A 20,401-nucleotide genomic window follows, 5' to 3' on the forward strand; every position below is an offset into this window, starting at 1 on the left:
TGGTCCGGGGAAAACGTGGTGCCGCGCCTCGCCTAGACGGGGCGCAGCGGCGTCGGCCCTTCGACGTCGTCGAGGTGCGCGGCGAGCGCGGTGAGGAACTCCGCGACGTCGCCGCGGGACTCGGGCGGGACGGCTGCGGCGATCTGCGCCATGACGTCGTGCATGTTGGTCAGACGTTCCCGAACCTCGCAGTGTGCGTGCTCGGTCGCGACGACGACGACCGCGCGGCGGTCGTGGGGGTGAGGCCGACGTTCGAGGTGTCCGGATGCGGTGAGCCGGTCGAGGAGCTTGGTGGTCGACGCCGTCGAGATCCCCAGGTTCGTCGCGAGCAGGTTGGCGGTCACGAGCACTCCGCGCCGTTCGGCCGAGATGACTTCCTGGAGCGCCTGCATGTCCGTGACGTTCATGCCCATGGCAGCCGAGGCGCGGCGCCGCATCTGCTGGTCGGCTCGCCGGAACCGGCGCACCGCCTCGAGCAGCTCGCGGATGCCGGCCTCGGCGAACCAGTAGGCAGACGTGGGCTCGTCGGTCACCGGGCTGCCTTGGCGAGCTTCGAGGGCCACCAGATCGTGCGGCCGATGTCGTGCGCGAGCGCCGGCACGAGGATCGTGCGGACGACGATCGTGTCGAGCAGGACGCCGAACGCGACGATGAACGCGAGCTGGAGAAGGAACAGGATCGGGATGACCGCGAGCGCCGCGAAGGTCGCCGCGAGGACGAGGCCTGCGGACGTGATGACGCCGCCCGTGATCGCGAGGCCTCGGGTGATGCCGGCGTGCGTGCCGTGCTTGATGGTCTCCTCGCGGACGCGGGTCATGAGGAAGATGTTGTAGTCGATGCCGAGCGCGACGAGGAACACGAACGCGAACAGCGGGACGGCCGGGTCGGCGCCGGGCAGGTCGAGCACGTGGTTGAAGACGAGCGCGGAGATGCCGAGGGCGGACCCGAACGAGAGCACGACGGTCGCGATGAGCAGCACGGGCGCGAGGATCGAGCGCAGCAGCAGCATGAGGATCAGCAGGATCACCACGAGGATGACCGGGATGATCAGGTTGCGGTCGTGGACGGACGCGTCGTTGGAGTCGACGGAGGTGGCGGTGACGCCGCCGATGAGGACGTCGGGTCCGACGGCATCGCGCAGCGCGCGGACCGTCTCGGCTGCGGCGTCGGAGTCGGACGCGTCGGTGAGGGTCGCCTGGAGCAGGACCCTGCCGTCGGAGACGGTCGGGGCCGGCGCGGGCGTGCCCGGCGGGCCGAACGCGGTGATCCCTTCCGCGGTGACGGGTGCGGACCCGCTCGGGGAGTCTGCAGCCGTGACGGCGACGGAGGCCACGCCGTCGGTCGCGAGGAGCGTGTCGGCGACCTGCTGCAGGTCCGCTTCGGGGGTCAGCACGTAGGCGGGGGTGCCGGAGCCGCCGGGGAAGTGTTCTCCGAGGGTCTTCTGACCGTCGCGGGCCTGGGACGAGCCGAGGACGAGGTCGCTCGACGGGACGCCGGATGCCTTGAGCTGGGGGAGCGCTGTGCACGCGAGGACGAGGACGAGGGTCGTGGCGACCCACAGCGTGCGGGGGCGACGCGAGACGGCGCGGGGGATCGCGCGCCAGACGCCGCGGGTGGGCAGGTGCGCGTCCTCGTCGGCGCTCGCCCCTTCGGGGAGCAGTACCGGCCGGCGCGGCCAGAATGCGGCGCGGCCGATGAGCTGGAGCATCGCGGGCAGGAGGGTGAATGCCGCGAGCAGCGCGAACACGATGCCGATCGATGCGATCGGGCCGAGCGAACGGTTGGACTGCAGGTCGGAGAGCAGGAGGCAGAGGAGGCCCGTGATGACGGTGCCGCCCGAGGCGAGGATCGGTTCTGCCGAGCCCTTGACCGCGGCCTTCGTCGCGTCCCACGTGCTCGGGTAGTTGCGCAGCTCCTCGCGGAACCGGGCGACGTAGAGCAGGCCGTAGTCGGTCGCGGCGCCGATGACGAGGATGAAGAGGATGCCCTGCGTCTGTCCGCTGAGCAGGACGATGCCTTCTCTCGCGAGGAACCAGACGGTCATGAGGGCCGCGCAGAGGGCGAACAGCGAGGTGAAGAGGACGACAAAGGGCAGGATCGGTGACCGGTAGACGACGATCAGGATGACCAGGACCGTGCCGAGCGCCGCGAGCAGCAGGATGCCGTCGATGCCGGCGAACGCCTCGGTGAGGTCGGCGGTGAACCCTGCGGGTCCGGTGACCTGCGCGGTGACGCCTTCGGGTGCGCCGTCGACGAGCGCGGTGCGCAGCGTCTCGACGTTCTCGGCGATCTCGCCCTCGGCGTCGAGCGGGACGAACACCTGGACGGCCTTGCCGTCCTCGGAGGGGATCGGGGGGCTCGGTTCGGTCGTGACCTCGGGCAGAGACGCGAGGGTCCCGACGAGGGTGCCGATCTCGCCGAGCTGCTGCTCGGTGAGCGGCTGCTCGGAGGCGAGGACGACGATCGCTGGGATCGCGTCGGTGCCCTGGAAGTCCCCGAGCACCTTCTGCACCTGGGTGGCGTCTGCGCTCGTGGGGAGGAACGCTGTCGCGTCGTTCGACGAGACCTCGTCGACCCGGCCGAACAGCGGTCCGCCGACGGCGGCGAGCCCGAGCCAGACGAGGACGAGGACGGCGGGGAGGAAGGTGCGCAGCCAGCGCCGGGTGCCGCTGGAGGTGCGGCCGGCGTGGGGTGCGGGGGACGACTTGGGCACGAGGCGCTCCGGGGTCGGGGACCAGATTGCTAGATAGGCTAGCAATATTAGCACCCGGAGCCAGAAACGCCAGGCACGCCCGGCCCGAAGAACGGGCCGGGCGTGCCTGGTCGTCAGGAAGCGGCGTCGGACGGCTCTGCCAGCAGGAACGCCGGAGCAGCGAAGCCGCGCGCCGCGAACACCGCAGCGACGTTCGCCGCGACGTCGGACGCAGAACCCGCCGGCACGAGCGCGATCACGGAACCCCCGAAGCCGCCGCCCACCATCCGCGCACCGAACGCTCCCGCGTCGACGGCAGCCTCGACCGCGACGTCGAGCTCGGGGACCGTGACCTCGTAGTCATGACGGAGGGACTCGTGGCCCGCCACGAGGACGCGACCGACCGCAGGCAGGTCCCCACCCGAGGACAGCAGGCCCACGACCTCGTCCACGCGGGCGATCTCCGTGACGACGTGCCGCACCCGGCGGCGCGCCGTGTCGTCAGACAGCTGCGCGAGCGCGTCCGGCAGGCTCGTGACCTCGGAGAGCGTCGCCACACCGAGCGTGCGTGCCGCCTCCTCGCATGCCGCGCGCCGGGCAGCGTACTGTCCGTCGACGAGCTGGTGCGGCGCCCTCGTGTCGATGACGAGCACCTCGCCGGCCGGCTCGTGCGCCCCTGGCGCGAACGGTACCTGCCGCGCCGCCCACGTCGTGCAGTCGAGCAGGAGCGCGTGCCCCGCGGTGCTGCGGAGCGCCGCGGACTGGTCCATCCCGCCCGTGGGCGCTCCCGCGACCTCGTTCTCCGCACGCACGCACGCTGCGGTGAGCGCTGCACGCGCCGCGTCGTCGGACGCGTCACCGAGCGCGACGGCGAACGCCGCCTCGAGCGCTGCGGAGCTCGACAGGCCCGCGCCGTACGGCACGCACGAGTCGACGACCGCGTCGAAACCGGGCACGTCGTGCCCAGCCTCGCGCAGCGCCCACGCCACGCCGACGACGTACGCGCCCCACCCGGAGACCTCCCCGGACGTGCCTACCGGGCCGACCTCGGACAGGCGCGCCGTCCAGAGCCCGTCCTCCTGACCCGACGAGAGCTGGACGAGATCGTCCTCACGGCGGCGCAGGGCCACGTACGTCCGGTGGGGAAGTGCGAACGGCAGGCAGGAGCCCCCGTTGTAGTCGGTGTGCTCGCCGATGAGGTTGATGCGTCCCGGCGCGGACCACACGCCGTCGGGCAGCTGACCCGCACCGAACGTGCGGGCGAAGAGCGACCGCACCCGCGACTCGCCCTCCTCACGGTCCCAGGCGCGGTTCCAGACGATCCCGGTCACCGGTCACCACCCGTCGCGCCCGCACCGGTCGTGTCCGTCCACGTCGGCGAGGCGACCTCGCGGAATCGGTCGGCGATCTTCTCGGGGACGGTGTCCGAGATCCATGCGCCCATGCCGGACTCCGAGCCTGCGAGGAACTTCAGGCGGCCCGGTCCGCGCTGGATCGAGACGAGCTCGAGGTGCAGCCGAAGGTCGTCACGCCCCTCGCCGACGGGCGCCTGGTGCCAGCCGGCGATGTACGGGAGCTTGGCTGGCGAGCCGTCCGGTGCGGGGAAGAAGCGGTCGCACCGCGCGAGGATCTCGAGGTAGAGCGGCGCGAGGTCGTCCCGCTCCGCGTCGGTGAGCGCAGCCAGGTCGGGGATCGGCCGGCTCGTGTCCTTCGGCGCGACGTGCACCTCGACGGGCCAGCGTGCGGCCGCCGGGACGTACGCGAGCCAGTGCTCGGTCTCCGCGACGATCCGCCGCCCCGAGCGCTTCTCGGCCTCCAGGACGTCGGCGAGCAGGTTGCGGCCCGTCACGGCGCGGTGCTCGCGTGCACGCTCGACCATGGTCGCGGTGCGCGGGGTCAGGTAGGGGTAGGCGTAGATCTGGCCGTGCGGGTGGTGCAGCGTCACGCCGATCGCCTCGCCGCGGTTCTCGAAGCAGAAGACCTGCTCGACGCCCGGGAGCGACGAGAGCGCGGCCGTGCGGTCGGCCCACGCTTCGATGATCGTCCGCATGCGCCGCACCGTGACGTCCCGCAGGGACTGGGTCGGGTCGGGGGAGAAGCAGATGACCTCGCAGCGCCCTGCGGCCGGACGGACCTGCCAGATCTCCTCGCCGTCGACGTGCGTGACGTCGTCAGGCTGGTCGGGGACGCGGACGAGCGACGGGAAGCGGTTCTCGAAGACGACGACGTCGTAGTCCGTGTCGGGGATCTCGCCGTCGGAGTAGGCCGCGCCCGGCTTGGCGGGGGCGAGCGGGTTGGCGTCGGCCGGCGGCAGGAACGTGCGGTTCTGGCGGTGCGTCGCCATGGGGATCCACTCGCCGGTGAGGGGGTCGCGGCGCATCTCGGGGCCGACCATGTCGGGGACGAACCGGGGCGTCAGGGGCCGTGGGTCGTCGAGGCGGCGGGTCGCGCCGCCTGACACGTACGGTTCCGAGTCGTCGTAGTAGATGAGCTCGCGGCCGTCGGCGAGGTGGGTCGACGTGCGTCGGACGGTGGTCATCGGTTCCTCCGGTGGACGGGGTGGGTCAGGTGGCGGGGGCGAGGATCACGCGGACGCCGGCGTCCGCGAGGAGTGTGCGTGCGTCGTCGGGCAGGCCTTCGTCGGTGACGAGGACGTCGACGTCGGCGAGGGTGAGGAAGCGCGCCATGCCGAGGGTGCCCCACTTGCTCGAGTCGGCGACGACGACGGTGCGGCGTGCGCTGCGGGCCAGGGCGCGGTTGGTCTCGGCTTCGAGCAGGTTCGGGGTGGTCAGTCCTGCGTCGGCGTCGATGCCGTGGGTGCCGAGGAAGAGCAGGTCGACGTGGAGCGTCTCGAGCGCTGCGACGGTGAGCGGTCCGACGAGCGCGTCGGACGGGGTGCGGCTGCCGCCCGTGAGCACGACGTCGCCGACGTCATCCGCGGCATGCAGCGCGTCAGCGACGGGCAGGGAGTTGGTGACGACGGCGAGCGGTCGCAGGTCGGCGCGCTGCGCGAGGCGCGTGGCGAGCGCCCACGTGGTGGTGCCGGCGGACAGGGCGATCGAGGCGCCTGCGGGGACGAGGTCCATCGCGGCGTCGGCGATCGCGAGCTTCTGTGTGGTGGCGAGCGACTGCTTGGAGGCGAAGCCCGGCTCGTGCGCTGACGGGCGTGTGTCGACGGCGCCCCCGTGGACCTTGCGGACGAGGCCACGTGCTGCCAGGTCGGCAATGTCGCGGCGCACGGTCATGTCGGAGACACCGAGCTCCGCGCTCAGGTCAGCGACGCGGACCGCCCCGTTCGCGGCGATGCGGTCGAGGATGAGGGAGTGTCGCTGGTCGACGAGCATATGAACATGTTCGCACATGACCTATCAGAAACCAACACCCTGGGGTGTGCTCGGGGCACGCACGACAGGACCGCCGCCGACCGCTGAGCGGTCGACGGCGGTCCTGGAACGGATCAGCCTGCGACGGTGAGGCGAGCCGTGCGGCGCTGGGCGATGATCGCCTCGCGCTCCTCCTCGCTGAGGCCGCCCCACACGCCGTAGGGCTCACGGATCGCGAGCGCCTGCTCGCGGCACTGCATCATCACGGGGCACGAGTTGCAGACAGCCTTGGCTGCCTCGATGCGACGCCGTCGTGCCGCGCCGCGCTCACCCTCGGGGTGGAAGAACATCGTGTCGTCCAGGTCGCGGCACGCGCCCTCGAACTGCCATTCCCAGAGGTCCATCACAGGCCCCGGGAGGCGAGACAGCTCAGCCATGGTGAATCCCCTTCTCGTCACGGCCCCGATCCCCGAGGCCGACCCTGTTGCCGTTGCGAGCGACACCCTCCAGGTCGAAGGTCCCTTGTGCTCGTGTCATTACAGTACAACCGCTTCAGAAGTTGTGCAAGCACCTCGTCAAATCGTTTCAGCGTGGCGCCATTCTTGCGTTTGCGCAGGTCTGGGCCTCGCGAGCGGCTGTCAACCCCCTGGCGCGATTCGGAGCCGGCTCGGCGTGACGACAAGGTGAGCAGATTCGAAGAGGGGCGCGCCGTCTGTGTTGTCAGGTTTGTCCCGAGTCCGGCACTGGGTGTCCGCGACCAGGCGCGCCCGGGTACGTGGCGGCCCTCCGCGTGGCAGGGGCGCCGCCGAACGTGGGGTAGTATTTCTGTCGGCCCTTCGGGGCTGGTCAGGACGCCTCGGCGTCCGACGGGATGTGGCGCAGCTTGGTAGCGCACTTGACTGGGGGTCAAGGGGTCGCAGGTTCAAATCCTGTCATCCCGACAGAAGATCCCGCGGAGCTCCGCGGGAGAACTGCCGGAGAGGGGCGGTTCTCGGTTACTCCGAGAACCGCCCCTCTCGCGTATCCGCACGGCTCGCGAGGGCACCGTCAGCCGGTAGAGGCCCGCTCTCCCAGGCCATGTTCCGGATCGCCCCCGGTCTCTGCCACCTCGACGCTCTCGCGGAGTGCAGCGAGCATGGCGACGTGTCGGAGCAGGAACGCCCGCTCGTCCAGCCGCTTCCGCCGCAGCCAACCGGTGACCTCGCTGTTGCACTTGCTCGCGTTGCACGAACGGCATGCGGGCACGACGTTCTCGACCGTGTAGCGGCCCCCGCGAGAGATGGGAAGGACGCAGTCCTTCTGGAACGGCCCCGCGGTGTCACCGCAGTAGGCACACGCAGCCCACGTATCGACGAGCGTCTCCCACTGCGCGGGGGTGAGGTCGTTGTCGGCGGCTGCCACCCGACGTGAGCGACGGCGTGCGGCGCGCGCACGGCGCGTCTGGCTCACGGGCATGAGGTGAGTCTACGGAGCGTCAGGCGCCCTCGGAGACGCGCCACGACGCCGGTCTGGGTGCGGTGGGTCCTGCTACTTCTTGAACACCCAGTGCCACGGCTCGCGAGGCGTGTCCTCGACGAACCCGAACTGGCTCGCGTTGGTGCGCATCCACGCCTGCGCCTGCGAGTCGAGCTTGAGGTCGAGAGCGACACCCCACCCGTGCGGGCTCGTCCCGGGGTCCGCGGCGAGGCCGCCGTTCTTGTACAGGCCCTTGCGCTGCGCGACGTCGACCTGAGCCTCGTACGACCGGTACGAGTCGGTGATGCCGATGGTCACACCGTCCTTCGCAGCCGCAGCGCGAAGCTGCTCGAACGCACCTGCCGCAGGCGCCCAGAGGCGGTGGTTGCTGCCGGAGATCTGCGTGAGCGCCTCAGCCGGGACCTTGCCGTTGCCGTACTGCGCCAGGTCAGCCGGGACCCCTGCGCTGGCCCAGGACCCCTCCGGAGCAGAAGACGCCTGAGGCGTCGCGACGTCGTTCACAGCCTTGCCGAGCGCGGCGTCGAACGACGCCGCAGAGCCCTGGGCGGCCACCGTGGACGCCTGAGGCGGGTTGAGCGTGCCGAGCATCGACTGGATCTCGATCATCCGGTGGGAGATCGCTGTGATCCCGTCCATGTGCCGCCCGCCCTTCTCCTGTGGTCGCTGTGTCCCATCGGCTGGCACGCGCACGATGTGAGGCTCTCGCCCGGCGGACGGGCACGAGCGTTGGCAGAGTAGGACGCACCCGACACGGAGGAGAGACGATGTCCCAGGTCACGACGAACGACCGCGTCCGGCAGGTCGCCACGACGCTCAGTGCCGCAGCCATGCTCGTCGGCACCTTGTTCGGTATCGGTGTGCTCGGGGAGCGGGTCGCGGAGTCCTCCGGCGGCAGCCTGTCGGCGACCGCGACCCTCCTGGCTCCAGCGAGCACCGCGTTCTCGATCTGGTCGGTGATCTATCTCGGCCTCGCCGCCTACGTCGTCTGGCAGTGGGTCCCGCGCAACGCCGCGTCGGCGCGCGGCCGGTCGATCGGCTGGCTCGCAGCGGTGTCGATGCTGCTCAACGGCGGCTGGCTGCTCGTGACCCAGGCCGGCTGGCTGTGGGGGAGCGTCCTCGTCATCGTCGTCCTCGCGCTGACGCTCGGCCTCATCATGGAGCGGCTCACCGCGCTCCGCCCTGAGGGCGGGACGGTCGAGCGGGTCGTCGTCGACGGGACGTTCGGGCTGTACCTCGGCTGGGTGACGGTAGCGACGGTCGCCAACATCGCCGCGACGCTCGCAGACTCGGGCATGGAGCCCGCGCCGGGGACTGCCGAGCTGCTCGCTGTCGTCGTGCTGGCGGCTGCCACCGCCATCGGGGCGTTCCTCGCGTACCGGCTCGGCGGACGCCTCGGGGTCGCCGCCGCGATGGCATGGGGCCTCGGGTGGATCGCCGTCGGCCGCGCCGCGACCGAGCCGGAGTCGACCGTGACCGCGGTCGCGGCAGCTGCCGCCGCCGTGCTCGTCGTCGCCGCGACCGTCGCGGCACGGGCCCGCAAGACCGAGGCTCGCGGCCGGGCCGTCTGAAGCGTCGGCGCGGCCGTCATGTCAGATCAAGCCCGCGCGGTCAGTCCTGGGCGATCGACCCTCAGCGGTCGCACTCGCACAGGAGGTTGTACTCGACGACCTGCTCGTCGGGGTGCGCCCACGCCTCGGCATCTGCGCGGGACGCGAACGAGCGGGGCGCCAGGCGACCGTTCGCCATGAGCACGCCCACCGTGATGATCTCCCGCGGGTCGTCGGGCGCCAGGGGCGCGAGGTCCTGGGTCGTCATGCCTCCATGGTCCCTCGGACGCCGTGCCCTGTCACGGACGGAGGTGCGCTCATAAGGCGGGGCCCGGCTGGGCTACCGGGTGACCGTCGACCAGCGCCGGTGCACGAGCCCGGTCACCGGGCCAGGCGTTCAGCCCACCGGCTCCACGGGGGCTGCACGGTCCAGTTGACCCGGAGCGTCCGGATCGCGCGCACCATGCGCCGACGTCGTTGCGCGCTCCCGCGCAGCGACCGCGCGCTGACCCCGACCTGCCAGGACCGGTCGAACCGCGTCGCCCGGCCCGGACCAAGGCGGAAGGCGAGGTCAAGGTCGTCGTGCACCTCGGGATCCACCCGTTCGACGTCGTCACGCACCTCGCGCCACGCCGTCGCGCGCAGGGCCATGCACGAGCCCCACAGGGGCGGGTGCCCGAGCGCAAGGTGCCCGAGCACGTAGTACGCACCGAGGTACCCGAGCGAGGCGACCCCGCCCGCGCCTCGCGGGAGGTCGTGGAACGTTCCCGCTCCGGTGAGCGAGGCGAGCGCAGGATCTTCCGCCATGTGCGACACGACCGTCTCGACCCAGCGCGGCCCTGGTCGCGAGTCGGCGTCGAGGCGCGCGATCACGTCGCCTCTCGCGGCGTCATAGCCTGCTGCAGCGGCCGCCGGGATCCCGACGCGCGGCTCGTGCACGACGACGGCACCCCAGCGGTGAGCCACCTCGGCTGACCTGTCGCTCGACCCGTTGTCGACCACGACCACTTCGGCGGGTGCAACCGTCTGCTGCGCGAGGAGGGCAAGGCAACGGTCGAGCTCGAGCTCGTCGTCGCGCACCGGGATGACGACGGAGACCTGCGGGCGCGGCATCATCGAGCGCTCCGCGAGACGAGGACGCCAGCGGCGAGAGAGCCCGCGAGGCCTGCGACTAGGTCCGAGACCGTGTCGGTGTAGCCGACGCCGATGCTCTCGTCGAGGAACGTGTGCCCGGCCCATTCGCCGACCTCCCAGAGGATCGCGAGGACGGAGCCCATCCCACCCACGAGCAGCAGTGTCTCGACACGGGTGCGCGCCCGGGCAAGGCCGTCAGTGGCGTCGTCGTCGCGCGAAGCGCTGCGGCCGCGGACCCAGCGCCGGAGGACGAGCTCCGCGACAGCGGCGAGCATGCCGGTACACACGGCGTGCAGTGCCAGGTCCAGCCAGGGCACCGCCGAGTACCAGTCGAGGTGCGACGCCCAGCCGGCGACGACGAGCGACGTCCCGGTGACGACGTCGAGCACCGGGGACGCGCCCACGGCACGGGGGACGACTGTCCCGCCCAGGACGAGCAGGAACAGGGCCGCGCTGATCGGCTCGCCGAGCAGGGCGAGCGTGATCAAGGACAGTGCAGCGACGGCGCGGAGCAGGTCGCCAGGGACGAGATCCGCCACGAGGTGGCTGCGGAGCGTGGGTACGGGCACGAGACCTCCGGGTTGGCGGTCTCCGCAGTCTCACCCGGACCGGCACGGCTCGCAGCGCGAGCGCCGGCACGCTTCCTCGATCTGCGAGACTCCGCGACGCCTGTCAAGGTGACGAGATGACCAAGCACCCCGACGCAGGCCAGGGGCCCGCACCCCACCAAGGCGCCACCGCGCTCTCCCGGACCGTCAGCGGGAAGCTGCTCTACGTCTTCATCCTCGGTGACGTGCTCGGGGCGGGCGTGTACGCGCTCGTCGGCATCATGGCCGGGGAGGTCGGCGGCGCCGTGTGGCTCCCGCTCCTCGTCGCGCTCGGGCTCGCGCTGCTCACCGCGGGCTCCTACGCCGAGCTCGTCACGAAGTACCCCCGCGCTGGCGGCGCTGCCGTCTTTGCCGAGCGCGCGTTCAAGCGGCCCGCAGTGTCCTTCCTCGTCGGCTTCAGCATGCTCGCCGCTGGCGTCACGAGCGCCGCCGGGCTCTCGATCGCCTTCGCGGGGGAGTACTTCACGACGTTCGTGGACCTGCCGACCAACCTCGTCGCGGTCGTGTTCCTCGTCCTTGTTGCGCTGCTCAACGTGCGCGGCATCAAGGAGTCGTTGCGCGCGAACGTCGTCATGACCGTCGTGGAGCTGTCCGGTCTGGTGCTCGTCGTCGTGCTCGCGGTCGTCGTCCTCGGCCGAGGTGACGGCGAGATCGGTCGCGTCATGGACTTCAAGGAGGGGGTCAACCCGGCGCTCGCCGTGCTCGGAGCGTCCCTGCTCGCGTTCTACTCGTTCGTCGGCTTCGAGACGTCGGCCAACATGGCCGAGGAGGTCAAGGACGTCCGCCGGGTCTACCCGCGAGCGCTCTTCGCGTCGCTGCTCACCGCAGGCGTCGTGTACGTCGCGGTCGGTGTCGCCGCGGTCGCGGCCGTGTCCCCGGACGCGCTCGCCGGGTCGACCGGCCCGTTGCTCGAGGTGGTGCACGTTGCCGACGTCGTCCCCGACACGGTCTTCTCGCTCATCGCGCTGGTCGCCGTGGCCAACGGCGCCTTGCTGACCATGATCATGTCGAGCCGCCTCACCTACGGGATGGCGTCGCAGCAGCTCCTGCCGCCGGTCCTCGCTCGTGTGCTGCCGGGCCGCAAGACTCCAGCGGTCGCGATCGTCGTGACGACGCTCGTCGCGATCGCGCTCGTCTTCACTGGCGGGCTGCAGACCCTCGCCGAGACTGTCGTGCTGCTGCTGCTCATCGTGTTCATCTCGACGAACGTCGCCGTGCTCGTCCTTCGCAAGGACCACGTCGACAAGGACCACTTCCGGGTCGCGACGATCGTGCCCGTGCTGGGCGCGCTCAGCTGCGTGCTGCTGCTCACCCAGCAGAGTGCGGGGACGTGGCTTCGAGCGGGGATCCTTCTCGCGATCGGAGCAGCTCTGCACCTGGCGACGCGTCGGGCGAGCCGGAAGCCGCGCCCCGAGGTTGCGGTCGAGGCCGCGTAGCGCGATCGCGCGCACCGCCGGCGGCCCGCAACGCCCAGAGGATCGCGACGGCGTCCACACCCTCCTGGAACCATGCTCCGACGACCGCCGGGAGCGCTCCGAACGCCGCGACGACCATGAGGGCCACGCTCAGCGCGATGCCGACGCCGATGCTCTGGAGCGCGACGCGCACGGTGTCACGACCGACCGTGAGCGCGGTCGCGACGAGCGCGACCTCGTCCTGGAGGATCACGACGTCCGCGGACTCGCTCGCTGCCGTCGAGCCGCGCGCGCCCATCGCGATGCCGACATCGGCGGCGGCGAGCACCGGGGCGTCGTTGACGCCGTCACCGACCATGACGACGGGCCGGTCGGTGAGCCCGACCACCGCGTCGACCTTGTCGGCAGGCAGGCAGTCGGATCGGACGTCGTCGATGCCGATCTCGGCGGCGACGTGAGCGGCGGTCTGCGCGCCGTCACCCGTGAGCATGACGACGTGGTTGACGCCCGCGCGGCGCAGCGCGGCGACCGTGTCCCGTGACGTCGGGCGGATCTCGTCGCTCAGGACGAGAGCGCCGGCGTACACGCCGTCGATCCCGACGTGGACCGCGAGCTCGCCAGCCCCCAGCTCGGGGGCGGGGACGTCGTGGCCCGTCGCTGCCGCGACGAAGGTCCGCTTGCCGACGACGACCTCGCGTCCGTCGACCGTCGCCGTCACGCCGTTGGCTGTCGCCTCGTGGCCCGCGCTCGCGCTCGACAGCGCGAGCCCGCGCTCGACAGCGCCGTCGATCATCGCCGAGGCGAGGACGTGCGACGAGAGCTGCTCGGCGGACGCCGCCAGGCGCAGCATCTCGTCGGCGCCGGTGCCCTCCGCCGCGCGGACGTCGCTCAGCCGTGGTGCGCCGCGCGTGAGCGTGCCGGTCTTGTCGAACGCGACCGCCTTGGCCCGGTACAGCTGTTCGAGCGTCGCGCTGCTCTTGACGATCACGCCCTTGCGGGCGGCCCTGCTCATCCCGGCCATGAAGGCCACTGGAGCGGCGATGATCAGGGGGCACGGCGTCGCGACGACGAGGACCTCCGCGAAGCGCACCGCGTCTCCCGACCACCACCAGGCCACGCCCGCGATGGCGAGGGACAGCGCTGTGAACGGGATCGCGTAGCGGTCGGCGAGGCGCACCATCGGGGCCCTGCTCGCGGACGCCTCGGCGACGAGCGCGACGATCTGCTGGTACTGGCTCTCCCGTGCCGGGCGGAGCACGCGCAGCGTGAGCGGGACGGAGCCGTTGACACCACCCGACAGGACGACGTCTCCTGCGACGCGCTCGACCGGGAGGCTCTCGCCGGTGAGGGACGACTCGTCGAGCTCGCCAGCGGCGGACTCGAGCGTCCCGTCGACAGGGACGACCTCTCCGGGGCGGACGACCACCTGCTCGCCCTCGGCGATCTCGTCGACGGGCACGTCTTCGAGCGTGCCGTCCTCGCGGGTCCGGTGCGCGACCTGGGGCGCGCGCTCGAGGAGTGCCGAGAGGTCTGCGCGCGCTCGGAACGCGGCGTAGTCCTCGAGCGCCTCACCGCCGGTGAGCATCAGGACGATGACGAGCGCAGCCCACAGCTCGCCGACCGCGACCGACGCACCGATGGCGGTCACGGCGAGGATGTCGACGCCGAAGGTCCCCTCGCGGAGCTCACGCACCATGGACCACGCCGAGCGGGCGGCGACGAGGATCGCGAACCCCCCGAGGAGGAGCGTGGTCGCTCGCCCGTGCGAGAGCATCGACAGGACACCGCCGAGCACCCCCACGACGAGGGTCGCGACGACCCACGGATACCTGCGTCCGGCGCGCACGATGAAAGCCATGCTCCACTCATATGCCCTCGGAAGGGCTCTCCGCCAGCATGGTGAGCCTGTCCTACGCGCTCGTGGCGCGCCGTCGATTGGCGCATGATTCCGGGCCTCCGGGACCTTGGTACCAGGACGGCGCAAGGCGGCGCCGGTAAGCAATGATGGAGAGGAACGACACCGCAGACGCGTCACCGACGATGCGCCGCGAGCGGTGCCCTTCAAGGAGCGCGATGGAGCGTTCCCGTACCGAGGAGGTCCTACATGGCCAAGTACGTGTACAGGTTCAGCGAGGGGGACAAGGACCAGAAGGACCTCTTGGGCGGCAAGGGGGCAAACCTCGCCGAGATGGTCAAGATCGGCCTTCCCGTCCCGCCCGGGTTCACGATCACCACGCAGGCGTGCCGAGAGTTCATGAGGGAAGGCGTCGTCCCTCCTGAGCTGCGCGTCGAGGTGACCATGGCGATCCGTGAGATCGAGGACACGCTCGGCCGCCAGCTCGGCGACTTCCACGAGCCCCTGCTGGTCTCGGTCCGCTCGGGCGCGAAGTTCTCGATGCCCGGCATGATGGAGACGGTCCTCAACGTCGGTCTCAACGACGCGTCGGTGAAGGGCCTCGCGGAGTTCACCGGTGACGAGCGCTTCGCCTGGGACTCGTACCGCCGCCTCATCCAGATGTTCGGCAAGACCGTCCTCGACCTCGACGGGGAGCTCTTCGCCGCCGCGCTCGACGCGAAGAAGGCCGAGGTCGGCGCCGCGACCGACGTCGACCTGAGCGCTGAGGACCTGCGCGACCTCGTCACGACGTTCAAGCACATCGTGCTCGAGCAGACGGGCAAGGAGTTCCCGCAGCACCCGCGCGAGCAGCTCGACCTCGCGATCGAGGCCGTCTTCGGGTCGTGGAACACCGAGCGGGCGCGTCTGTACCGCCGCCGTGAGCGCATCGCTGACGACCTCGGCACCGCGGTCAACGTCGTGACGATGGTGTTCGGCAACCTCGGCAGCCACTCGGGCACGGGCGTGTGCTTCACGCGTGACCCCTCCACGGGCCAGGCCGGTGTGTACGGCGACTACCTGTCGAACGCGCAGGGCGAGGACGTCGTGGCGGGCATCCGCAACACGCTCCCGCTCGCGGCGCTCGAGGAGATCGACGCCGACAGCTATCGCGAGCTGCTTCAGGCGATGCGCCGGCTGGAGACGCACTACCGAGACCTGTGCGACATCGAGTTCACGATCGAGCGCGGCAAGCTGTGGCTCCTGCAGACGCGGGTCGGCAAGCGCACCGCGGCGGCGGCGTTCCGGATCGCGACCCAGCTCGTCGACGAGCACCTCATCACGATGGACGAGGCGATCGCACGGACGAGCGGCGAGCAGCTCTCGCAGCTGATGTTCCCGCAGTTCGACCGCAGCGGTGACACGACGCTCCTGACGAAGGCCATGGCAGCGTCGCCGGGCGCGGCGGTCGGCGAGATCGTGATGGACAACGAGCAGGCGATCACGCGGGCGGCCTCCGGTGCGCACGTGATCCTCGTGCGGCGGGAGACCAACCCGGACGACCTCGAGGGCATGATCGCAGCCGACGGTGTCCTCACGGCCCGCGGCGGCAAGACGTCGCACGCGGCTGTCGTGGCGCGCGGCATGGGCAAGTGCGCGGTCGTCGGGGCCGAGGAGCTCGATGTCGACGTCGCGGCGCAGGAGGTCCGGGTCGCTGGGCACACGTTGCGGCCCGGCGACGTCATCGCGATCGACGGGTCCACGGGTGAGGTGTTCCTCGGCGAGGTCCCCGTCACGGACTCGCCCGTCATGCGGTACATCTCCGACGGTCTCGAGGCGGGGCTCTCCGCAGCGCCGGACGAGCCGACCAAGGAGCTCGTGCTCGCTGTCCACCGTGTCCTCGAGCACGCCGACGCGACCAGGACGATGGAGGTGCGGGCGAACGCCGACACGGCGCTCGACGCGACCCGTGCGCGAGCGCGTGGGGCGCAAGGCATCGGCCTGTGCCGCACCGAGCACCAGTTCCTGGGTGATCGGCGTACGTACATCGAGCACGTGGTCCTCGCGGAGGACGACGCCCAGCGCGAGGCCGCGCTCGCCGAGCTCCTGCCGCTGCAGCGCGAGGACTTCGTCGGGCTGCTCGAGGCGATGGACGGGCTGCCGACGACGATCCGGCTGATCGACCCGCCGCTCCACGAGTTCCTCCCGGACCTCACGGAGCTGTCCGTCGCGGTCGCTCTCGCCGAGCGGGACGGCAAGGTCGACGAGCACCAGGTGAAGCTGCTCGCCGCGGTCCGGCGCATGCACGAGCAGAACCCTATGCTCGGCCTGCGCGGCGTGCGGCTCGGCCTCAAGGTGCCTGGGCTCTTCGGCCTGCAGATCCGCGCGATCGCGGAGGCGACCGTCGAGCTGCGCGGTCGTGGGCTCGATCCACGGCCGGAGATCATGGTCCCGCTCGTCGGGTCCGTGCGTGAGCTGCAGATCGTGCGGGAGGAGGCGGAGGGGATCCTCCGCGAGGTCGGCGAAGTGGCCGGCGTCCGGCTCGACCTGCCGATCGGCTGCATGATCGAGCTGCCGCGCGCAGCGCTGACGGCGCACCGCATCGCCGAGGAGGCCGACTTCTTCTCGTTCGGTACGAACGACCTGACGCAGACGACGTGGGGCTTCTCGCGGGACGACGTGGAGGGGGCGTTCTTCACGGACTACCTCGACAACGGCGTCCTGACGATCTCGCCGTTCGAGACGCTCGACGCCGCGGGTGTCGGGGCGCTCGTGCGGGTCGGTGTCGAGGGTGGTCGGGCGACGCGACCGTCGTTGCACGTCGGTGTGTGCGGCGAGCACGGTGGCGACCCGGAGTCGATCCACTTCTTCCAGCAGGTCGGGCTGGACTACGTGTCCTGCTCGCCCTTCCGCGTGCCGATCGCCCGGCTCGAGGCCGGGCGGGCCGCGGTCGAGGCCGGAGGTGACGCGACGGCCTGACAAGGCGCGGCAACCGTTTGCCGAGGAGGGCGCCCTGCACCGACACTTGCAGTGCAGGGCGCCCTCGCGTCGTCAGACGCCCGCCCGCACCCACGCGAAGGAGCACCATGACCTCGTCCACGAATGCTCCCGCCGTCGTCGTCATGGGCGTCAGCGGGTCGGGCAAGTCGACGATCGGGGCGCTCGTCGCGCACGAGCTGGGGGTCCCGTTCGTCGACGGGGACTCGCTGCACCCGGTCGAGAACATCGAGAAGATGGCGGGCGGGACGGCACTCACGGACGAGGACCGCTGGCCGTGGCTCGCCGAGGTCGGGCGTGTGCTGGCGACGAGCGAGGGGGGCGTCGTCGTCGCGTGCTCGGCGCTGCGGCGCGCCTACCGCGACGCGATCGTCGCGCAGGCGCCCGGCGCCGTCATGGTGCACCTGCACGGCACCCGTGACGTCCTGGGCGCGCGCCTCGAGGGCCGCAGCGATCACTTCATGCCCGCGACCCTGCTCGACTCCCAGCTCGCGACGCTCGAGCTGCTCGAGGACGACGAGCGAGGGTTCGTGGTCGACGTCGACCAGGCGGTACCCGAGATCCTCGACGAGGTCCGCGCACGCCTCGGCTCTCTCTGACTCGTCCGGTCCGTGCGGCGGGTCATCGCGCGAAGGTGCACGGCCTGGCCCGGCGCCCACCCACCCAGCAGACGCGACAGGGGCCGTACCGCGTGGCGGTACGGCCCCTGTCGGTGCCGGGTGCGTCGTCGACCGTCGGCTTCTGCGCCGACGACCTGTGCGTCAGTCCTGCTTCGCGTGGACCGCGATCGCGACAGCGAGGCAGGACGCGAGCAGACCCGCGCTGAAGAACAGCGCGCTCTCCTGGCTGTAGCCCTCGGCCATGCCCCAGAACCCGGCGACGAAGATCGCCATCGTCACGAGGAAGAACAGTGCGCTGAACGCGGTCGGGACCGGAGCGTCGGCTCGGTCGGTCGCGTCGTGGTCGTGCTGGTCCATCAGGATTCCCCTCCGCAGTGCTCTGCACGCTGCGCGTCTCGCGCGGCGCGCCTCGTCCGAGACTATCGCGAGAGGTGCTGGTCGAACGGCACGAGGGTCGCGAACGGGTCGGTCAGGTCAGGCCCCGGGGAGTATCCGGCGACGCGCGTGGCAAGCTCACCCGCAGCGCGGCGGACCCGGCCGGGGAGCGCGGCCCCCTCGGCGTCGCTGTCGCCCCAGTCGTCCGTCGCCGCGAAGACCGCGGTCGGCACGACGTCGGCGCGCAGGTAGGCGAACATCGGCCGCAGCGCGTGCTCGAGCACGAGGGAGTGCCGCGGGGTGCCGGCGGTCGCGCCGAGCAGCGTCGGCTTGCCGACGAGCGACTTCGAGTCGAGGACGTCGAAGAACGACTTGAACAACCCCGAGTACGACGCGGTGAACACGGGAGTCACGGCGACGAGCGCGTCGGCGCCCTTGACGGCGTCGATCACGGTCGACAGCCGGACGCTCGGGAACCCGGTGAGCATCATGTCGGTGATGTCGTGAGCCAGGTCGCGCAGCTCGACGACCTCGACGGTGGCGTCCTGTCCGTGCTCGCGCAGCGCGTCGGCGGTCGCGGCGGACAGCCTGTCGGCGAGCATGCGGGTCGACGACGGCTGAGAGAGGCCGGCCGACACGGCGACGATCCTGCGGGTGTTCATGAGCGATCCTCCAGGTGGGACGCGGTGGTGATGGGGGAGTCCGCGCTGCTCGACACAGCATGCGCACGCAGGCGCGTGCACAGCATCTCGAGAGCGTCGAGCTCGTCCGGGCTCAGGGCCGAGCCGACGAGGCGCTCGATCGACTCGACGTGACGGCGGCCGGTCGAGCGCTGGGCGTCGGCGCCGGCGTCGGTCAGCTCGACCCAGGTGCCGCGCAGGTCGTCCGGCACGGTCCTGCGGGTCACGAGGCCACGAGCCTCGAGGCGCTCGACGAGCCTCGAGAGGGACGGCTGGGGCATGAGGACCTCGGTGTTGAGGTCCTTGAGGCGCATGCCGCGTCCCTCGGCGCGCGAGAGCGTGAAGAGCACGTCGTACTCCTTGATCGACACCTCACGCCAGATGTTGTCGGCGCTGAGCTCGCGCAGCACGGCGACCTGGGCGCGGAAGAGAGCCTCCCAGGCGTTCGCGGCGGCGGAGCCGGCGAGGTGGGTCGGGGTGCTCATCGGGCGGCCGCGGGGGAGGCGCCCGTGACGTCGTCAGCGGGTGCGTAGACGGTCGAGTCGTGCGAGCCGCCGGCTGCAGCGACCCGTGCGGCGTGCGTGGGTGCGTCCGGGACGTGCGCCGGGCGCTTCGAGTCGAGCTCCTTGCGCAGCACCGGCACGACCTCCTCGCCGAGCATGTCGATCTGCTCGAGGACGGTCTTGAGCGGCAGGCCGGCGTGGTCGATGAGGAAGAGCTGGCGCTGGTAGTCGCCCACGTGGTCGCGCATCGTCGCGTAGCGGTCGATGACCTCCTGCGGGCTGCCGACCGTGAGGGGTGTCTGCTCGGTGAAGTCCTCCATCGACGGTCCGTGCCCGTAGACGGGCGCGTTGTCGAAGTAGGGCCGGAACTCACGCTTCGCGTCCTGGGAGTTCTTGCGCATGAAGACCTGGCCGCCGAGACCCACGATGGCCTGGTCGGCGGAGCCGTGGCCGTAGTGCTCGAACCGGCGCCGGTACAGCGCGACCATCTGCTTCGTGTGGGTGATGGGCCAGAAGATGTTGTTGTGGAAGAAACCGTCGCCGTAGTAGGCGGCCTGCTCGGCGATCTCCGGGGTGCGGATCGAGCCGTGCCAGACGAACGGGGGGACGCCGTCGAGCGGTCGCGGCACAGAGGTGAAGCCCTGCAGCGGTGTGCGGAAGCGGCCCTGCCAGTCGACGACGTCCTCGCGCCACAGCTTGTGGAGCAGCGCATAGTTCTCGACTGCGAGCTCGACGCCCTGGCGGATGTCCTTGCCGAACCACGGGTAGACGGGGCCGGTGTTGCCGCGTCCCATCATGAGGTCGATGCGGCCGTCCGCGAGGTGCTGGAGGTATGCGTAGTCCTCGGCGAGGCGCACCGGGTCGTTCGTCGTGATGAGCGTCGTCGAGGTCGACAGGACGATGCGCTCGGTCTGTGCGGCGATGTGCGCGAGGAGCACCGTCGGGTTCGGCGGGGCGACGAAGGGCGGGTTGTGGTGCTCGCCCGTCGCGAAGACGTCGAGTCCTACCTCCTCGGCCTTCTTGGCGATCGCGACCGTGGCCTTGATGCGCTCGTTCTCGGTGGGGGTGCGGCCGGTCGTGGGGTCTGTCGTGACGTCGCCGACCGTGAAGATTCCGAACTGCATCGTGCGCTCCTGTCGTGTGGCCGCGTCGCCGCGGGAACCGTCTGGCATCTACTTTACCCTTCAATCAATGCAG

The 20,401-nt window shown here is 71.2% G+C and carries 19 protein-coding genes, 1 tRNA gene and 1 pseudogene; 5 read left to right on the forward strand and 16 right to left on the reverse strand.

The window, feature by feature from the left end:
• Positions 1 to 32 precede the first annotated feature (32 nt).
• The 6 genes from AC4F3Q_RS06515 to AC4F3Q_RS06540 form a co-directional block, all read right to left on the reverse strand.
• Positions 33 to 533 (reverse strand): MarR family winged helix-turn-helix transcriptional regulator, encoded by a 501-nt coding sequence (locus AC4F3Q_RS06515; RefSeq protein WP_491039257.1) that lies wholly within the window; start codon positions 531 to 533, stop codon positions 33 to 35.
• Positions 530 to 2,713 (reverse strand): MMPL family transporter, encoded by a 2,184-nt coding sequence (locus AC4F3Q_RS06520; protein ID WP_491039258.1) that lies wholly within the window; start codon positions 2,711 to 2,713, stop codon positions 530 to 532. The genes AC4F3Q_RS06515 and AC4F3Q_RS06520 overlap by 4 nt, the downstream gene beginning before the upstream one ends.
• 113 nt (positions 2,714 to 2,826) lie before the next feature.
• A complete protein-coding gene (gene galK, locus AC4F3Q_RS06525; RefSeq protein WP_491039259.1) occupies positions 2,827 to 4,023 on the reverse strand; it encodes a galactokinase in 1,197 nt (398 codons plus the stop codon).
• On the reverse strand, positions 4,020 to 5,231 hold the full coding sequence (gene galT / locus AC4F3Q_RS06530; protein ID WP_491039260.1) for a galactose-1-phosphate uridylyltransferase: 1,212 nt from the start codon (positions 5,229 to 5,231) through the stop codon (positions 4,020 to 4,022). Before galT ends, galK begins: the two co-directional genes overlap by 4 nt.
• Before the next feature lie 25 nt (positions 5,232 to 5,256).
• Complete coding sequence (locus tag AC4F3Q_RS06535) at positions 5,257 to 6,036, reverse strand: DeoR/GlpR family DNA-binding transcription regulator (protein ID WP_491039261.1); 780 nt, start codon at positions 6,034 to 6,036, stop codon at positions 5,257 to 5,259.
• Positions 6,037 to 6,149: 113 nt separating this feature from the next.
• Positions 6,150 to 6,452 (reverse strand): WhiB family transcriptional regulator, encoded by a 303-nt coding sequence (locus AC4F3Q_RS06540; RefSeq protein ID WP_491039262.1) that lies wholly within the window; start codon positions 6,450 to 6,452, stop codon positions 6,150 to 6,152.
• 430 nt (positions 6,453 to 6,882) lie between these two features.
• Here AC4F3Q_RS06540 and AC4F3Q_RS06545 point away from each other — a divergent pair.
• Positions 6,883 to 6,956, forward strand: a tRNA-Pro gene (locus AC4F3Q_RS06545).
• A 106-nt stretch (positions 6,957 to 7,062) separates the two neighbouring features.
• On the opposite strand, the gene AC4F3Q_RS06550 is transcribed toward AC4F3Q_RS06545, so the two are convergent.
• The gene (locus AC4F3Q_RS06550) at positions 7,063 to 7,470 is read right to left on the reverse strand and encodes an HNH endonuclease (RefSeq protein ID WP_491039263.1); all 408 of its coding nucleotides are present in this window, start codon (positions 7,468 to 7,470) and stop codon (positions 7,063 to 7,065) included.
• A gap of 72 nt (positions 7,471 to 7,542) precedes the next feature.
• A complete protein-coding gene (locus AC4F3Q_RS06555) occupies positions 7,543 to 8,127 on the reverse strand; it encodes a M15 family metallopeptidase (RefSeq protein WP_491039264.1) in 585 nt (194 codons plus the stop codon).
• Positions 8,128 to 8,255: 128 nt separating this feature from the next.
• Between AC4F3Q_RS06555 and AC4F3Q_RS06560 the strand changes: the two genes are divergently transcribed.
• Positions 8,256 to 9,059: a TspO/MBR family protein gene (locus tag AC4F3Q_RS06560; RefSeq protein WP_491039265.1), complete on the forward strand. Its 804-nt coding sequence runs from the start codon at positions 8,256 to 8,258 to the stop codon at positions 9,057 to 9,059.
• A 61-nt stretch (positions 9,060 to 9,120) separates the two neighbouring features.
• Here the strand turns inward: AC4F3Q_RS06560 and AC4F3Q_RS06565 are convergent, their stop codons facing one another.
• The 3 genes from AC4F3Q_RS06565 to AC4F3Q_RS06575 all read right to left on the reverse strand — a co-directional run bounded on the left by AC4F3Q_RS06565 (position 9,121) and on the right by AC4F3Q_RS06575 (position 10,741).
• Entirely contained in the window at positions 9,121 to 9,306 is a 186-nt protein-coding gene (locus AC4F3Q_RS06565) for a hypothetical protein (protein ID WP_491039266.1), read from the reverse strand.
• Between the two features lie 113 nt (positions 9,307 to 9,419).
• Positions 9,420 to 10,154: a glycosyltransferase family 2 protein gene (locus tag AC4F3Q_RS06570; RefSeq protein WP_491039267.1), complete on the reverse strand. Its 735-nt coding sequence runs from the start codon at positions 10,152 to 10,154 to the stop codon at positions 9,420 to 9,422.
• A complete protein-coding gene (locus tag AC4F3Q_RS06575) occupies positions 10,151 to 10,741 on the reverse strand; it encodes a DUF2238 domain-containing protein (protein ID WP_491039268.1) in 591 nt (196 codons plus the stop codon). Before AC4F3Q_RS06575 ends, AC4F3Q_RS06570 begins: the two co-directional genes overlap by 4 nt.
• 116 nt (positions 10,742 to 10,857) lie before the next feature.
• On the opposite strand from AC4F3Q_RS06575, the gene AC4F3Q_RS06580 reads away from it, so the two are divergent.
• Entirely contained in the window at positions 10,858 to 12,216 is a 1,359-nt protein-coding gene (locus tag AC4F3Q_RS06580) for an APC family permease (RefSeq protein WP_491039269.1), read from the forward strand.
• A 37-nt stretch (positions 12,217 to 12,253) separates the two neighbouring features.
• Here the strand turns inward: AC4F3Q_RS06580 and AC4F3Q_RS06585 are convergent.
• Positions 12,254 to 14,053, reverse strand: a pseudogene (locus tag AC4F3Q_RS06585) (heavy metal translocating P-type ATPase); the annotation flags it as partial.
• 246 nt (positions 14,054 to 14,299) lie between these two features.
• On the opposite strand from AC4F3Q_RS06585, the gene ppdK reads away from it, so the two are divergent.
• Complete coding sequence (gene ppdK / locus AC4F3Q_RS06590) at positions 14,300 to 17,008, forward strand: pyruvate, phosphate dikinase (RefSeq protein WP_491039270.1); 2,709 nt, start codon at positions 14,300 to 14,302, stop codon at positions 17,006 to 17,008.
• A 107-nt stretch (positions 17,009 to 17,115) separates the two neighbouring features.
• Entirely contained in the window at positions 17,116 to 17,625 is a 510-nt protein-coding gene (locus AC4F3Q_RS06595) for a gluconokinase (RefSeq protein WP_491039271.1), read from the forward strand.
• A gap of 162 nt (positions 17,626 to 17,787) precedes the next feature.
• On the opposite strand, the gene AC4F3Q_RS06600 is transcribed toward AC4F3Q_RS06595, so the two are convergent.
• The 4 genes from AC4F3Q_RS06600 to AC4F3Q_RS06615 form a co-directional block, all read right to left on the reverse strand.
• The gene (locus tag AC4F3Q_RS06600) at positions 17,788 to 18,003 is read right to left on the reverse strand and encodes a hypothetical protein (protein ID WP_491039272.1); all 216 of its coding nucleotides are present in this window, start codon (positions 18,001 to 18,003) and stop codon (positions 17,788 to 17,790) included.
• 62 nt (positions 18,004 to 18,065) lie between these two features.
• Positions 18,066 to 18,683 carry an FMN reductase gene (locus AC4F3Q_RS06605; protein ID WP_491039273.1) on the reverse strand — a complete coding sequence of 206 codons (618 nt, stop codon included), beginning with the start codon at positions 18,681 to 18,683 and terminating at the stop codon, positions 18,066 to 18,068.
• A complete protein-coding gene (locus AC4F3Q_RS06610; protein WP_491039274.1) occupies positions 18,680 to 19,186 on the reverse strand; it encodes a MarR family winged helix-turn-helix transcriptional regulator in 507 nt (168 codons plus the stop codon). Before AC4F3Q_RS06610 ends, AC4F3Q_RS06605 begins: the two co-directional genes overlap by 4 nt.
• Positions 19,183 to 20,328, reverse strand: coding sequence for an LLM class flavin-dependent oxidoreductase (locus AC4F3Q_RS06615; protein WP_491039275.1), 1,146 nt, complete (start codon positions 20,326 to 20,328; stop codon positions 19,183 to 19,185). The genes AC4F3Q_RS06610 and AC4F3Q_RS06615 overlap by 4 nt, the downstream gene beginning before the upstream one ends.
• Between the last annotated feature and the right edge of the window lie 73 nt (positions 20,329 to 20,401).

Source organism: Flavimobilis sp. BM9, from assembly GCF_058313055.1.

Excerpts from the sequence above, each read along its gene's own strand:
- AC4F3Q_RS06580 (WP_491039269.1), top strand. The coding sequence starts at position 10,858 with ATGACCAAGCACCCCGACGCAGGCCAGGGGCCCGCACCCCACCAAGGC.
- AC4F3Q_RS06605 (WP_491039273.1), bottom strand. The coding sequence starts at position 18,683 with ATGAACACCCGCAGGATCGTCGCCGTGTCGGCCGGCCTCTCTCAGCCG.
- AC4F3Q_RS06555 (WP_491039264.1), bottom strand. The coding sequence starts at position 8,127 with ATGGACGGGATCACAGCGATCTCCCACCGGATGATCGAGATCCAGTCG.
- galT (WP_491039260.1), bottom strand. The coding sequence starts at position 5,231 with ATGACCACCGTCCGACGCACGTCGACCCACCTCGCCGACGGCCGCGAG.
- AC4F3Q_RS06610 (WP_491039274.1), bottom strand. The coding sequence starts at position 19,186 with ATGAGCACCCCGACCCACCTCGCCGGCTCCGCCGCCGCGAACGCCTGG.
- AC4F3Q_RS06535 (WP_491039261.1), bottom strand. The coding sequence starts at position 6,036 with ATGCTCGTCGACCAGCGACACTCCCTCATCCTCGACCGCATCGCCGCG.
- AC4F3Q_RS06570 (WP_491039267.1), bottom strand. The coding sequence starts at position 10,154 with ATGATGCCGCGCCCGCAGGTCTCCGTCGTCATCCCGGTGCGCGACGAC.
- AC4F3Q_RS06615 (WP_491039275.1), bottom strand. The coding sequence starts at position 20,328 with ATGCAGTTCGGAATCTTCACGGTCGGCGACGTCACGACAGACCCCACG.
- AC4F3Q_RS06565 (WP_491039266.1), bottom strand. The coding sequence starts at position 9,306 with ATGACGACCCAGGACCTCGCGCCCCTGGCGCCCGACGACCCGCGGGAG.
- AC4F3Q_RS06600 (WP_491039272.1), bottom strand. The coding sequence starts at position 18,003 with ATGGACCAGCACGACCACGACGCGACCGACCGAGCCGACGCTCCGGTC.
- AC4F3Q_RS06540 (WP_491039262.1), bottom strand. The coding sequence starts at position 6,452 with ATGGCTGAGCTGTCTCGCCTCCCGGGGCCTGTGATGGACCTCTGGGAA.
- AC4F3Q_RS06560 (WP_491039265.1), top strand. The coding sequence starts at position 8,256 with ATGTCCCAGGTCACGACGAACGACCGCGTCCGGCAGGTCGCCACGACG.
- AC4F3Q_RS06595 (WP_491039271.1), top strand. The coding sequence starts at position 17,116 with ATGACCTCGTCCACGAATGCTCCCGCCGTCGTCGTCATGGGCGTCAGC.
- AC4F3Q_RS06550 (WP_491039263.1), bottom strand. The coding sequence starts at position 7,470 with ATGCCCGTGAGCCAGACGCGCCGTGCGCGCGCCGCACGCCGTCGCTCA.
- ppdK (WP_491039270.1), top strand. The coding sequence starts at position 14,300 with ATGGCCAAGTACGTGTACAGGTTCAGCGAGGGGGACAAGGACCAGAAG.